Annotated in this window: 14 protein-coding genes and 1 pseudogene; 10 read left to right on the top strand and 5 right to left on the bottom strand. The window is 73.5% G+C overall.

Translation table 11 applies throughout. The annotated features are described in order from the left end of the window. Positions 1–135: 135 nt before the first annotated feature. Positions 136–723 (bottom strand): NADPH-dependent FMN reductase, encoded by a 588-nt coding sequence (locus B1H29_RS25060; protein WP_055416789.1) that lies wholly within the window; start codon positions 721–723, stop codon positions 136–138. 291 nt (positions 724–1,014) lie between these two features. Between B1H29_RS25060 and B1H29_RS25055 the strand changes: the two genes are divergently transcribed. Together B1H29_RS25055 and B1H29_RS25050 are read left to right on the top strand one after the other, a co-directional pair. Beyond that, positions 1,015–1,542, top strand: coding sequence for a hypothetical protein (locus tag B1H29_RS25055; protein WP_055416790.1), 528 nt, complete (start codon positions 1,015–1,017; stop codon positions 1,540–1,542). Between the two features lie 119 nt (positions 1,543–1,661). Continuing rightward, positions 1,662–2,282, top strand: a complete 621-nt coding sequence (locus B1H29_RS25050; protein WP_055416791.1) for a class F sortase — start codon at positions 1,662–1,664, stop codon at positions 2,280–2,282. Here the strand turns inward: B1H29_RS25050 and B1H29_RS25045 are convergent. Further along, positions 2,220–2,609 carry a winged helix-turn-helix transcriptional regulator gene (locus B1H29_RS25045; protein ID WP_055416792.1) on the bottom strand — a complete coding sequence of 130 codons (390 nt, stop codon included), beginning with the start codon at positions 2,607–2,609 and terminating at the stop codon, positions 2,220–2,222. The genes B1H29_RS25050 and B1H29_RS25045 overlap by 63 nt on opposite strands. Positions 2,610–2,716: 107 nt before the next feature. Between B1H29_RS25045 and B1H29_RS25040 the strand changes: the two genes are divergently transcribed. Beyond that, positions 2,717–3,649: an NAD(P)-dependent oxidoreductase gene (locus B1H29_RS25040; protein ID WP_199832278.1), complete on the top strand. Its 933-nt coding sequence runs from the start codon at positions 2,717–2,719 to the stop codon at positions 3,647–3,649. Here B1H29_RS25040 and B1H29_RS25035 read toward each other — a convergent pair. Then, positions 3,646–4,428, bottom strand: a complete 783-nt coding sequence (locus tag B1H29_RS25035; protein WP_055416793.1) for a sulfite exporter TauE/SafE family protein — start codon at positions 4,426–4,428, stop codon at positions 3,646–3,648. The two genes, B1H29_RS25040 and B1H29_RS25035, sit on opposite strands and share 4 nt — an antisense overlap. Before the next feature lie 238 nt (positions 4,429–4,666). Here B1H29_RS25035 and B1H29_RS25030 point away from each other — a divergent pair, with 238 nt between their 5' ends. The 6 genes and pseudogenes from B1H29_RS25030 to B1H29_RS39495 form a co-directional block, all read left to right on the top strand. After that, positions 4,667–5,902, top strand: a complete 1,236-nt coding sequence (locus tag B1H29_RS25030) for an NAD(P)/FAD-dependent oxidoreductase (RefSeq protein ID WP_055416794.1) — start codon at positions 4,667–4,669, stop codon at positions 5,900–5,902. Next, entirely contained in the window at positions 5,902–8,511 is a 2,610-nt protein-coding gene (gene nirB, locus B1H29_RS25025) for a nitrite reductase large subunit NirB (protein ID WP_055416795.1), read from the top strand. Before B1H29_RS25030 ends, nirB begins: the two co-directional genes overlap by 1 nt. Further along, on the top strand, positions 8,508–8,873 hold the full coding sequence (nirD, locus tag B1H29_RS25020) for a nitrite reductase small subunit NirD (RefSeq protein WP_055416796.1): 366 nt from the start codon (positions 8,508–8,510) through the stop codon (positions 8,871–8,873). The genes nirB and nirD overlap by 4 nt, the downstream gene beginning before the upstream one ends. A gap of 48 nt (positions 8,874–8,921) precedes the next feature. Continuing rightward, positions 8,922–9,506, top strand: coding sequence for a TetR/AcrR family transcriptional regulator (locus B1H29_RS25015; protein WP_055416797.1), 585 nt, complete (start codon positions 8,922–8,924; stop codon positions 9,504–9,506). Positions 9,507–9,592: 86 nt separating this feature from the next. Then, positions 9,593–10,357 carry an SDR family NAD(P)-dependent oxidoreductase gene (locus B1H29_RS25010; RefSeq protein ID WP_055416798.1) on the top strand — a complete coding sequence of 255 codons (765 nt, stop codon included), beginning with the start codon at positions 9,593–9,595 and terminating at the stop codon, positions 10,355–10,357. An 11-nt stretch (positions 10,358–10,368) separates the two neighbouring features. Then, a pseudogene (locus B1H29_RS39495) lies at positions 10,369–10,491 on the top strand (superoxide dismutase); the annotation flags it as partial. A gap of 15 nt (positions 10,492–10,506) precedes the next feature. On the opposite strand, the gene B1H29_RS25005 reads toward B1H29_RS39495, so the two are convergent. After that, positions 10,507–11,439, bottom strand: a complete 933-nt coding sequence (locus tag B1H29_RS25005) for an oxidoreductase (RefSeq protein ID WP_055416799.1) — start codon at positions 11,437–11,439, stop codon at positions 10,507–10,509. Between the two features lie 186 nt (positions 11,440–11,625). On the opposite strand from B1H29_RS25005, the gene B1H29_RS25000 reads away from it, so the two are divergent. Then, positions 11,626–12,096, top strand: coding sequence for an excalibur calcium-binding domain-containing protein (locus tag B1H29_RS25000; protein ID WP_055416800.1), 471 nt, complete (start codon positions 11,626–11,628; stop codon positions 12,094–12,096). A gap of 31 nt (positions 12,097–12,127) precedes the next feature. Here B1H29_RS25000 and B1H29_RS24995 read toward each other — a convergent pair whose 3' ends face one another. Beyond that, positions 12,128–13,336 carry an acyltransferase family protein gene (locus tag B1H29_RS24995; RefSeq protein ID WP_055416801.1) on the bottom strand — a complete coding sequence of 403 codons (1,209 nt, stop codon included), beginning with the start codon at positions 13,334–13,336 and terminating at the stop codon, positions 12,128–12,130. Between the last annotated feature and the right edge of the window lie 111 nt (positions 13,337–13,447).

The following is a 13,447-nucleotide window of genomic DNA, read 5'->3' as shown; positions in this document are numbered from 1 at the left end:
CGGCCCGCACACCCCACGCCTGTCCCGCAGGTCCCATCCGCAGGCCTGTCCTACAGGCCCGGCACGCAGGCCCAGCACGGCCGCCCCGGTGAAGCTCACCGGGGCGGCCGTCGCGTGGGGCCGACGGCCCCGCGGTCACCCGTCGCCGTAGGGCCGCTTCTCCTTCGCCTCCCGCAGGGCCCGCCCCCACCACACCAGTTGGTCGAGCATCGTCTTCGCCGCCGCGTCCGGTCCCGACGGGTCCCTGAGCCTGCCCGCGTCGTCGAACGAGGCGCCCGCGTTGTGGAAGGAGACGGTGTCGCGGACGGTGACGGCGTGCAGCTCGGCGAAGACCTGGCGCAGGTGCTCCGAGGCGCGCAGGCCGCCGGCCAGACCGCCGTAGGAGACGAGGCCGACGGGCTTGGCCCGCCACTCGGTGAAGTGCCAGTCGATGACGTTCTTCAGGCCCGCCGGGAACGAGTGGTTGTACTCGGGGGTGAGCACGACGAACGCGTCGGCGCCCGCCAGGCTGGGGGTGATCTCCGCCAGTGCCGCGGTCGCCCGCGGGGTCGGGGCGAAGGTCGTGGGCAGGTCGGTCCCGGCGACGTCCACCACCTCCGGCACCAGGTCGTCGTGGGCCCGGAGGTGGTCCAGGAGCCAGTCGGCGACGACGGGGCCGAAGCGGCCGTGGCGGTTGCTGCCGACGAGCAGGGTCACATGGAGCGGAGCGGTCGTTGTGGTCATGCGGCCAGCCTGATACCTCAACCTTTGTCGAGGTCAAGCCGGGACGCCGACGGGTCCGTCCGGAGGCACCGGTCACCCGTTCACACCCTCGCCTCCCGCCCTTCGGGATCTTTTCCGGCACCCGCCGGCCACACGCCGGTGACCTGCCGAAACGACGCCCCGCGTGGACCCGCCGGAGCCGCGGCCGACACCCGTTCATCCCAATCCCGGCGCATCTTCGGGGAGCGGGGCGCGTCCGGTGCGACTTTCCTCGGTAGGGCAGAGGCCACCGAAGAGCTCGAAGGAGCACCGATGCGACGTACCGCCCGCCTGCTGACCGGTACCGCGCTCGCCGTCGCGGCCGTCGGCCTCGCCTCCCCGGCGTCCGCCCACGCCGGGGAGGCCGCAGCCACCGGTCGCCTGGAGGTCTACCCGTCCTCGGTCGTGCCGGGAGAACCGGCCGTGGCGACCACCGAGGCGTGCGGCGAGGGCGGTTCGGCCGCGGGCGACGCCAGCGCCGTGGGCGCCGGTACGTTCCCGCTGGCGCCGGACGAGGGCGGGACGGCCGGCCGCTTCGAGGTGCCGCCGAGCGCGCAGCCGGGGACGTACGAGATCGTCGCGACCTGCGGCGGGAGCGGTCTGCGGGTGACCGGCGACCTGGTGGTCACGCTCGCCTCGGCCGGTGCGCAGGTGTATCCGAAAGGAAGCGTGAAGACGGGGGTCGGCGGCGCTCTTGGCCCCGATCCCGTGCAGACCGCGGCCGGTGTGGCGGCTCTGGCCGTCGCCGCCGCGGGCGGTACCTGGCTCCTGCATCGCCGGGCGAGAGGCGACGGGATCTGACGGGCACCCTCCGCTGCCCGTCAGCCGGTACCGCACTTCCCCACCCCCTCCGGGTCCGACGCCCCTCGCGGCCCGGAGGGGGCAGGGGCCTTCCGAGGGACCCGAGGAGAGGGGACGTCATGCGCAGGGTCGGCAACACCGCGATAGCGGCCGTCACCGCGCTCGCCCTGTGCTCCGGGGCGTGGCTGGTGCTCGGCGGTACCCGCACCGAGGCCCCGCCGCAGCCCTCCGCCGCCCAGGCCCGCACCGGGCAGGCCGGCGAGGCCGCCGCCGCACCCGCGCTGCCGCCCTCCCCGCCGGACCGCATCCGCATCCCGGCGATCGGCGTGGACGCCCCGATGACGGGCCTCGGCCTCACCCCGTCCGGCAGCCTCGACGTGCCGCCCGCCGAGAAGGAGAACCTGGCCGGCTGGTACGAGGCCGGCACCACCCCCGGTGAGACGGGCACCGCGATCGTCGCCGGGCACGTCGACAACGCCGACGGCCCCGCCGTCTTCTACCGGCTCGGCGCCCTGGAGAAGGGCGGCACGATCGAGGTCGACCGGCGCGACGGCGGGGTCGCGGTGTTCACCGTGGACGCGGTGGAGGTGTACGCCGCCAAGGACTTCCCCGACGAGAAGGTGTACGGCGCGGCCGGCCGGCCCGAGCTGCGCGTCATCACCTGCGGCGGCGACTACTCACGCGGTACCGGCTACCAGGGCAACGTGGTCGTCTTCGCGCACCTGACCGGCGGCCGGTGAGACGTCCAGCACGTTCGCCCTGCCCCACGCGCCGAGCGGCGCCAGCGCCTCGTTGAGGGCGACGCCCCGGGCGGTCAGCGAGTACTCGACGCGCGGCGGCACCTCGTCGTACTCCTCGCGGTGGACGACGCCGTCGGCCTCCAGCTCCCTGAGCTGCGCGGTGAGCACCTTCTCCGTCACGCCGGGCAGTTCCCGGCGCAGGGCGCCGAAGCGGTACGGCCGCTCGTTCAGCGCCCACAGGATGAGCCCCTTCCACTTGCCGCCGATCACGTCCATCGCCGCGTCGATCCCGCAGACGTACGCTCCCGGCCGCCGTGCCGTCCCCATACCCGTCTCCCCGTCCCCGTCCGCTGCCTGGACTCTTTCCCCGGGGTAACCACCCACTCCCAAGTGCGTACTTGAGTGGCGGTTCCCCCCGGCGGAGTCTGATCACCATGACTGACGCCAGCATCGACACCGTCACCATCACCGACAAGACATCCGCTCCCCGTATTCCGCTCACCGTCCTCGGCGCCGGCGCCATGGGCACCGCCCTGGTCCGCGCCTGGCTCGCCGCCGGACACCCCGTGACCGTCTGGAACCGCACCCCCGCCCGCGCCGAGGCCCTCGCCGCCGACGGCGCGACGGTCGCCGCGAGCGCGGCCGACGCGGTGGCCGCGAGCCGCCTGGTGATCGTCTGCCTGCTCGACGACGCCACGGTCGGCGAGGCCCTCGACGGAGCCGACCTGACCGGGCGGGACCTGGTGAACCTCACCACCGGCACGCCGGCCCAGGGCCGCGCCCGCGCCGCCTGGGCCGAGGCGCGCGGCGCCCGTTTCCTGGACGCCGGGATCATGGCCGTACCGCCGATGATCGGGGACGCCGGCTCCGGCGGCTTCGTCTTCTACAGCGGCTCCCCCGGCCCTTTCGAGGAGCACCGCGACACCCTCGCCGTCCCGGCCGGCACCCGGTACGTCGGCGAGGACCCGGGGTTCGCGGCGCTGCACGACGTGGCGCTGCTGAGCGCGATGAGCGGCATGTTCGCGGGCATCACGCACGCCTTCGCGCTGATCGGCCCCGAGGACATCGCCCCCAAGGACTTCGCGCCGCTGCTGGTGTCGTGGCTCGGCGCGATGACCGGCTCGGCCCACCTGGCCGCCGAGCAACTGGAGAGCGGTGACTACGGCAAGAACGTCGTCTCCAACCTCGCCATGCAGGTGGCGGGCAACGCGACGCTGCTGCGCACGGCCGAGGAGCAGGGGGTGAGCGCGGAGCTGCTGACGCCCTACACGGAGCTGATGGAGCGGTGGCTCGCCGAGGGGCACGGGCAGGAGGACCCGACCGGGATGGTGGAACTGCTGGACCTGCGGCGGGGCGAGGGCGCCTAGGCCACCCACTGCTCCCACGCCAGGTTGGCCACCAGCGCGAAGACGACCGTAAGCAGCACGACCCGGACGAAGCCGCTGCCCTTCTTCAGGGCCGTGTGCGCGCCGAACATGCCCCCGGCGAGGTTGAAGACGGCCATCAGAGCGGCCAGTTGCCACAGCACGGCGCCCTGCCAGGCGAAGGTGGCGAGGGCGCCCGCGTTGGTGCAGCAGTTGACGATCTTCGCGGTGGCGGAGGCGGTCACCAGGTCCAGGTGGAGGACGGCGGTGAGCGCCAGCACGAGGAACGTGCCGGTGCCGGGGCCGACGAGGCCGTCGTAGAAGCCGATGCCGAGGCCCGCGAGGCCGATCGCGGCGAGGATCCGGCGGCGGGTGGCCGGGCCGGTGGCGGGGGCGGTGCCGAAGCCGGGGCGCAGGATCACGAAGGCCGCGACCGCGAGCAGCACCACCATGATCACCGGCTTGAGCACCTCGGTGCTCATCCCGGCCGCGAAGAAGGCCCCGCCCGACGATCCGGCCAGCGCCGCGAGCCCGATGCGGACGGCCGTGCGCACGTCCACGGGCGCCTTGCGGGCGTATGTCACCGCAGCGCCCGTGGTGCCGACGATGGCGACCGCCTTGTTGGTGCCGAGCGCGTGCGCGGCCGGCGTCCCGGCGGGCAGCCCGAGCAGCAGCGCCGGCAGCAGCAGGAGCCCGCCGCCGCCGACCACGGCGTCGATCCAGCCGGCCGCGAGGGCCGCGAGGCACAGCAGGACGACCGTGGTCAGCGATATGTCGGGCATGATCGCGACCTTAAGGACGGGATGGATGTGCCGTCCATCGAGCTGAGGGACTTCTGAGGTTCCCCCGCCCGGCACCGGCGGCCCCGGGCGTCCGACGGCGCCGACCGGCTCGCCCACCAGGGCCCCGTCGCCCGCCCGCGGCCCTCACACCCACCCCCCGCCCCCGCTGAGGGCAGCGTTCCCCGCGGGAAACAGACGCGATGCCACCGGGTAACACCCGCACCGCACGCTCGGTGCCATGACCTCGAATACGCGTGTGGTGGTGATCGGCGCCGGACTCGCGGGCGTGACGCTCGCCCGGCGGCTCGGTGAGCTCGGCACGCCCGCGCTGGTCGTCGGCGACGAGGAGCACCGCCCGTACAACCGGGTGCTGCTCGCCGAGGTGCTGGCCGGACGGTACAGCCCCGAGGTGATCGCCCTGCCCGCGCCGGCCGGGCTGACCCGCGCCCGGGTCACCGGCATCGACCGGGCCGGGCGGACCGTGGAGTGCGCCGACGGCTCCCTGATCGCCTACGACACGCTGGTCCTGGCCACCGGCTCCAACGCCGTGCTGCCGCCCCTGCGCGGCCTGTTCACCCCGGATCGCGAACTGCCCGAGGGCGTGCACGCGTTCCGGACGATGGACGACTGCCTGGGCCTGTCCAAGGCGCTGCGGACGGGGGTGCGGGCCGTCGTCATCGGCGGCGGGCTGCTCGGGGTCTCCGCCGCCCGCGCGCTCGCCGTGCGCGGCGCCCAGGTCGTCCTCGCCCAGCAGTCCGAGCGGCTCATGGAACGCCAGCTCGACCCGGCCGCCTCCGCGCTCGTGCGGCGACATCTGGAGGACCTCGGCGTCGAGGTGCACACCGAGTGCCGGGTGCGGGACGTGCGCAGCGTCGGCGGAGCCGTGCGGTCGGTGGAGATGGCCGACGGGTACGCCCTCGGGGCCGACCTGGTCGTCCTCGCCTGCGGGGTCCGGCCGCGCGTCGGTCTCGCGCAGGCGGCGGGGCTGGAGGTCGCCGAGGGCGTGGTCGTCGACGACGAGCTGCGCACCTCCGACCCGCACATCCGCGCCGTCGGCGACTGCGCCCAGCACGCGGGACGCGTATACGGGCTGGCCGCCCCCGCCCTCGAACAGGCCGGCGCGCTGGCCGAGCTGCTCGCCGGGAGCGGCACCGCCCGCTACACCGGCACCCGCGCGCTGACCCGGCTCACCCTCACCGGACCCGGCAGCCCCTTCGGGCCCGACAGCCCCTTCGACCTGGCCGCGTTCGGCGAGACCGACCCCCGCCCCGGCGACGACGTCGTGCAGCTCGCCGACGCCACCCGGGGCACCTACCGCAAGGTCGTCGTCCGCGACGACCGGCTGGTCGGCGGGGTCCTGGTCGGCGAACTCGGCACCGTCGGCGCGCTCGCGCGCGCCTGGGAGGGAGCAGAGCCGCTCCCGTCCGACGGCGGCCCCCTGCTCCACCTGCTCACCCATGACGGAGGCTCCTGATGACCGCCACCCCGGGGCCCACCCCCACCATCGTCCTCGTCGGCCACGGCATGGTCGGCCAGCGCTTCCTCGAAGCGCTCGCCGAGCGCGGCCTGACCGCCACGCACCGCGTGGTCGTGCTGTGCGAGGAACCGCGCCCCGCCTACGACCGCGTCCAGCTCACCTCGTACTTCTCGGGGAAGACGCCCGAGGACCTGTCGATGACCGACATGGCCTTCATCGAGCGGCACGGCATCGAACTGCGCGTCGGCGACCCGGCGGAGAGCGTCGACCGGGACGCGCGCAGGGTGACCTCCCGCTCCGGGCTGGTCGTCGGCTACGACGTGCTGGTGCTGGCGACCGGCTCGTACCCCTTCGTGCCGCCGGTTCCCGGCAAGGACGCCGACGGCTGCTTCGTCTACCGGACGATCGAGGACCTCCTCGCGATCGAGGGGTACGCGAAGAACGCCACCACCGGCGCCGTGGTCGGCGGCGGGCTCCTCGGTCTGGAGGCGGCCGGCGCGCTCAAGGGCCTCGGACTCACCTCGCACATCGTGGAGTTCGCGCCGCGGCTGATGCCGGTCCAGGTCGACGAGGGCGGCGGCGCGGCGCTGCTGCGCACCATCGAGGACATGGGCCTGTCCGTCCACACGGGCGTCGGCACGCAGGAGATCGTGGTCGGCGAGGACGGCGCGGTCACCGGCATGAAGCTGTCCGACGGCTCCGAACTCGCCACCGACCTGGTGGTGTTCAGCGCCGGTGTCCGCCCCCGGGACCAGTTGGCCCGCGACTGCGGACTGGCGGTCGGCGAACGCGGCGGCATCAGCGTCGACGAGCAGTGCCGCACGGTCACCGACGAGCACGTGTTCGCGATCGGCGAGTGCGCGCTGGCGGCCGACGGGCGGGTGTACGGGCTGGTGGCCCCCGGATACGAGCAGGCCGAGACGGCCGCCGCGACGATCGCCGCCGACGAGGCGTCCTTCACCGGCGCCGACCTGTCCACCAAGCTCAAACTGCTCGGCGTGGACGTGGCGTCCTTCGGCGACGCGCACGGCACCGCCGAGGACTGCCTGGACGTCGTCTACTCCGACTCCCGCGCGGGCCTGTACAAGAAGCTGGTCGTCGGCCGCGACGGCACGCTGCTCGGGGGGATCCTGGTCGGCGACGCGGAGGCCTACGGCACGCTGCGCGCCTTCACCGGCTCGGTCCCGCCCGTCTCCCCCGAGTCCCTCGTGCTGCCCGCCGGCGCCGGGGCCCCGGCCCAGCTCGGCCCGTCCGCGCTGCCCGACGACGCGGTGATCTGCTCCTGCCACAACGTCACCAAGGGCACCATCCGGGGTGCGGTGACGGAGCACTCCTGCACGACCGTGCCCGAGGTGAAGAAGTGCACCAAGGCCGGCACCGGCTGCGGCTCCTGCGTCAAGGTGCTCGGCCAGTTGGTCACCGCCGAGCTGGAGGCGAGCGGCGTCGAGGTCGACAAGGGCCTGTGCGGCTGCTTCGCCCAGACCCGCGAGGAGCTGTACGAGATCGTCCTCGCCCTGCGGATCACCTCCTACCGGGACCTCCTCGACCGGCACGGCCGCGAGGGCGCGCGGGGCGGTGACGGCTGCGAGGTCTGCAAGCCGGCGGTCGGCTCGATCATCGCCTCCCTCGCCCCGGCGATCGGCGCGAGCGGCTACGTCCTGGAGGGCGAGCAGGCCGCGCTCCAGGACACCAACGACCACTTCCTGGCCAACCTCCAGAAGAACGGCTCGTACTCGGTCGTCCCGCGCATCCCCGGCGGCGAGATCGCCCCGGAGAAACTGATCGTCATCGGCGAGATCGCCCGCGACTTCGGGCTCTACACGAAGATCACCGGCGGCCAGCGCATCGACATGTTCGGCGCCCGCGTCGAGCAGTTGCCGGTGATCTGGGCGCGGCTGGTGGACGCCGGCTTCGAGTCCGGGCACGCGTACGGGAAGTCGCTGCGGACGGTGAAGTCCTGTGTGGGGCAGACCTGGTGCCGCTACGGCGTCCAGGACTCCGTGCGGATGGCGATCGACCTGGAGCTGCGCTACCGGGGGCTCAGGTCCCCGCACAAGCTGAAGTCGGCCGTTTCCGGCTGCGCCCGCGAGTGCGCGGAGGCCCAGTCCAAGGACTTCGGCGTGATCGCCACGTCCAACGGCTGGAACCTCTACGTCGGCGGCAACGGCGGCGCCACCCCGCGCCACGCGGACCTGCTCGCGCAGGACCTCTCCGACGCCGAACTGGTCCGGCTGATCGACCGGTTCCTGATGTTCTACATCCGCACCGCCGACAAGCTCGAGCGCACCTCCACCTGGCTGGAGCGCGTCCCCGGCGGCCTGGACCACGTACGGGACGTCGTCGTGCACGACTCGCTCGGCATCTGCGACGAGCTGGAGTCCCTGATGTCCGCCCATGTCTCGCACTACCGCGACGAGTGGGCGCAAACCATCAACGACCCCGAGAAGCTGGCCCGGTTCGTGTCCTTCGTGAACGCGCCCGACACCCCCGACCCGGTCGTGGGCTTCGTGCCCGAGCGCGACCAGATGAAGCCCGACCTGCCGCTGCTGACCATCGGCCTGCGGCGCACCGAGGAAGACCTCCTGGAAGGAAGCACCCGGCGATGACCCTGGCACCCGAGTCTCTGGCACCCGAGACGACCGGCCTCAAGGTCCGGCTCCGGTTGACGGACGACTGGTTCACGGCCTGCGACCTCGGCGCCCTGCTCCCGGGCCGCGGCGTCGCGGCCCTGCTGCCGGACGGCGGCCAGGTGGCCCTGTTCCGTGACCGGGGCGGCGAGCTGTACGCCATCGACAACCGGGACCCGTTCACCGGAGCGGCCGTCCTCTCCCGCGGCCTGACCGGCACCCACCAGGGCCGCCCGTTCGTCGCCTCCCCGCTGCTCAAGCAGCGCTTCGACCTGGCGACCGGGGAGTGCCTGGACGACGCGGCGGTGCGGGTGGAGACGTACGAGGTGAAGGCCGCCTGACCGCACCTTCGTTGACTGATCGTTCCAGAAAGGTCTAGGCTGCGGCGCGTGGCCAGGACCAAGGAGTTCGATCCGGACGCCGCGCTGCGGGCAGCCCTGGAGCTGTTCTGGCGGCGCGGATACGAGGCGACGTCGATGTCCGACCTCGTCGGGCATCTGGGCATCGGGCGCGCCAGCATCTACGCGACCTTCGGCAACAAGCGCGAGCTGTACCTGAAGGCCCTGGAGCGCTATGAGCAGGGCCTGCTCCCGGAACTGCTGGAGGAACTCGCCCGGCCGGGCCCTGCCCTGCCGGGCGTACGGTCCCTGGTGCGCCGCTACGCCGCCGAGGCGACCGCCGCGGAGCTGCGGGAACGCGGCTGTTTCGTCACCAACACCGCCGCCGAGCTGGCCCCGCACGACCAGGTCGCCGCACGGCGCGTCGAGCGCAACTGGGACCAGCTCGAAACCGTGCTGCACTCGGCACTGGTCCGGGCCCGCGCCCAGGGCGAACTGCCCGCCGGCCGCGACCCGCTGACCCTCGCCCGCATGCTGCTGGTACTGCTCCAGGGGCTGCGGGTGGTCGGCAAGGCGTCCGCGGACCCGGCCCGGGTGCGGGACGCGGCGGAACAGGCACTGGCACTGCTCGACTGATCCGCGCAACGGGCGGCGAGACCTTTTCGCCCGCCCTCATACTGAACCGTTCGGTCAAGAATTTCGGTCAAGAATCAGGGGAGATCATGACCAACCGCTTCACCGACAGGACCGCCCTCGTCACCGGCGCGGGCTCCGGCATCGGACGGGCCGTCGCCCTGGCCCTGGCCGCCGAGGGCGCGCACGTCGTCGTCGCCGGGCGCGGGCGTGAGCCGCTCGACGAGACGGTGGCCCTGATCGAGGCGGCGGGCGGCAAGGCGCTGGCCGTCACCGCCGACGTCTCCCGCCCCGCCGGCGTACGGGCCGTCGTGGACGCCGCCGTGGACCGCTTCGGCTCCCTCGACGTCGCCGTCAACAACGCGGGCGTCTTCCGCGGCGGCGTCCCCGTGGCCGATCTGCCCGAGGAGGACTGGCACACGCAGCTCGACACCAACGTCACCGGCGTGTTCCTCGCCCTCCGGGCGGAGGTCCGCCAGATGCGCACCCAGCCGGGCGGCGGCGCCATCGTGAACATCGCCTCCACCTTCGGCGCCCACAAGCGCAGCCCGGGCGCCACGGCCTACGCGGCCACCAAGGCGGCCGTCTCGGTGCTCACGCGGGGCGCCGCCCTGGACCACATCGCGGACGGGGTCCGCATCAACGCCGTCAGCCCGGGCGCCACGGCGACCTCCATGTCCCTGCGGCCCGGCGAGACGGAGGCGGAGCGGGCCGAGCGCATGCGCGGTGAGACGCCGCTCGGCCGGGTGTCGGCGGTGGCGGAGGTCGCGGCGGCCGTGCTGTACCTGGCGTCGGACGACGCGGCGTCGGTGGTGGGCACCGACCTGGTGGTGGACGGCGGGCAGACGGCCTGATCCCGGCCGGCCCCCGCTTCGACGTCCCCGCCACCGCCGCCCGATTCGGCGACCGCCTCTACCTCGTCAACGCGCGCTTCACCAGCCCGCAGACGCCGGAGACGACGTTCACGGCGGTGGCGGTGGACCGCTGAGCCGCCCCCGGACGCTCAGGCCCTCAGCGCCTCGTACGTGATACCCGTCAGCCGCTCGGAGGCGGCCCACAGCCGCTCCCCCAGTGCGTCGTCGGTGGTCCAGGGCGCCCGCCAGGACGGTGCGGGCGCCCCGCGCCACATCGCGAAGGACGGGCCGGTGAAGGAGTCGGCGGGGACGCCGGGCGCGGTCGCCGCGTACAGGACCGGCAGCGCGCCCGCCTCGGCGGGCTGGGCGACGGCCCGGCCCGCGAGCACCATCAGCCGCTCGGCGACCCGGCGGCCCTCCGCACGGGGTCCCGCGGTCTGCAGGTTGGTCTCCGCGTACCCCGGATGGGCGGCGACCGCACGCACGTCCCAGGCGCCGTCCCGGGCCGCGAGCCGGCGTGCCAGTTCGTGGGTGAAGAGCAGATTGGCGGACTTCGAGCGGGCGTAGGCGGTCCAGCGCCCGTAGCGCCGGACGTTGTTGAGGTCCCGGGGGTCGATGTTGGCCAGCGCGTGCAGGAAGCTGGAGACGGTCACGACCCGGGCCCCGGGCGTGGCGAGCAGGGCGGGCAGCAGCAGCCCGGTGAGCGCGAAGTGCCCCAGGTGGTTGACGCCGAACTGGGTCTCGAAGCCGTCCGCCGTCGTGCCGTAGGGCAGCGCCATCACCCCGGCGTTGTTGACGAGGAGATCGACCCGGTCGTAGGGCAGCCCGTACGCGAACTCCCGGACGGAGGCCAGGTCCCCGAGGTCCAGCCGCGCCAGTTCCGCGGCGGCGTCCGGCACCTCGCCGACGAGGCGCTCCACGGCCGCCCTCCCCCGCGCCTCGCTGCGGCAGGCGAGGACCACGCTCGCCCCCTTGCGCGCCAGTTCCCGGGCCACGACGTAGCCGAGGCCGCTGTTGGCGCCGGTGACGACGGCGACGCGCCCGTCCAGGTGGGGCATGTCGCCCGCGTTCCAGCCGGTCATCCGCGGCTCCTTCCCTGGTCCGGACCCCACTCACCGTACGCGCCCGGCACTCCGGAGCGGAGAGCTACCGTCCGGTCACCGGGAACGGTGTGGATGGCGCATATGAGGTGACGAAGCTATTGAGGTGCAGTAGATGTGGTGGCGATATGAAGGACTCGTGACGCGAACGTGACGTGACCACTTTCGATGAACCTGCTCCGCAAGCCCGCCGCCACCGCCGTGGCCGTCGCCGCGCTGGCCCTGGCCGCCCTGCCGACCGCCGCCCAGGCACACGAGGGCAACCACCCGTTCAAGAACTGCACCGAGGCGTACGACGCCGGATACTCCGACATCGAGAAGGGTGACGAGCACTACGGCGAGCACCTGGACCGCGACAAGGACGGCGTCGGCTGCGACCGGCCGCCCGCGGACTTCGTGCCCGCCGGCGACAAGGACGCCGACGACGGGGCCGGCTCCGGGAACTCCGGGACCGAGGAGAACTCCGGGACCGGCGACGCCGGCGCCGAGGAGGCCGCCGGGCAGCAGGGCACCGACCTGGCCGAGACCGGCGGCGACGACACGACGCCGTACCTCGCGGCGGGCGGCGCGGCCGTCGTGCTCGCGGGCGGCGGACTGCTGCTGGCCGCGCGTCGGCGCCGGAGCGACGGCGCGGGCTGACACCGCGTACGGCCGTCGGTGCTCCGTCCGCTCAGCGGCGGGGTGCCGGCGGCTTCAGGCTGAACGCGGCGCTGCTCAGCCGGCGCCGCATGGCCCGCGCCACCGGACGCTCGACGAACCGCTGCACGACGTACGACAGCGCGACCAGGCCGGCCACGGTGAGCCCGACCACGACCCAGGGGTCGGCACGGTCGCCGAAGCGGTGCAGGACGTTCACGCCGATCGCGTCGTGCAGCAGGTACAGCGGGAAGGTCAGCGTGCCCGCGACGGTCAGCCCGCGCCAGCGGATCCAACGGGTCCAGCCGAGGGCCACGGCGGCGATCAGCAGGAAGAACACCGTGATCACCAGGACCAGCCAGCCGCGCCCCGGCGACCAGGAGTCCCAGTTGAGGCGGCCCCCGTCGGGCGTCAGCAGGTAGTGCAGCGCCACCAGCCACGACATGGCGACGATGCCCCACAGCAGCGGCGTGGGCCGGTAGCGGTACATGAGGTAGAAGGCCGTGCCCGCGATGAAGTACGGGGCGGACGGCGGGTTGACCAGCAGCGTCAGCAGCCGGATGTCGGCACCGGGTGCCAGCACCGCGGCGACCGTCCACAGCCCGCAGTAGATCACCACCCGCTGGTAGGTCAGGCCCTTCCACACCACCACCGCGAAGGTGAGGTAGAAGCAGAGCTCGGGCCAGAGCGTCCAGTAGACGGAGTCGAGGTGCTCCACTCCGAGCGGGGTCTGCAGCATCGTGAGGTTGGCGAACAGCACGCGCGGGTGCGGGTGTCCGAACGGGTTGTCGGCGAAGTAGATCACGCACGCCGTGATCGCGATCGCCGCCCAGTACATCGGGTACAGCCTGGTGACCCGGGAGATGAAGAAGTCGCGCGGGGTGCGTCCCCACGCGCTCATGCAGATGACGAAACCGCTGATCAGGAAGAACAGTTCGACGCCGAGCCGGCCGAACGCGAAGTAGCCGTGGGCCTCGGGGAAGACGTCCCCGACGGGGCGGCCCCAGATGGTCTGCATCGTGGTGGGCACCTGGCCGACGAAGTGGAAGAAGACCACGGCCAGGGCCGCCAGGAACCGCAGTCCGTCGAGCGCCGCGAGCCGGTCCCGGCGAACCGGGGGCCCCGCCGCGGCCACCTTGGCCTCGGCGGCGGCCCGGGGGCTCGGCACCGCGGGGGCGTCACCCTCCTCGCTCCCGCGCGGGGCGGTCGTGCCGGCCGGTTCCCTGTGCTCCGTCGAGGTCATCCAACCACCGTTCCGGTGTCGGCCGCTGTCCGCTGCCGGGCTCCCAAACTCCGCTGACAGATTGCTGCTGCTCAGCACACAGGAATTCACACCATCGAACACGTCACAAAG

It is taken from the genome of Streptomyces pactum, assembly GCF_002005225.1.
GTDB classification, from domain to species: domain Bacteria; phylum Actinomycetota; class Actinomycetes; order Streptomycetales; family Streptomycetaceae; genus Streptomyces; species Streptomyces pactum_A.
This window is presented reverse-complemented; position numbering and strand designations above follow the sequence as displayed.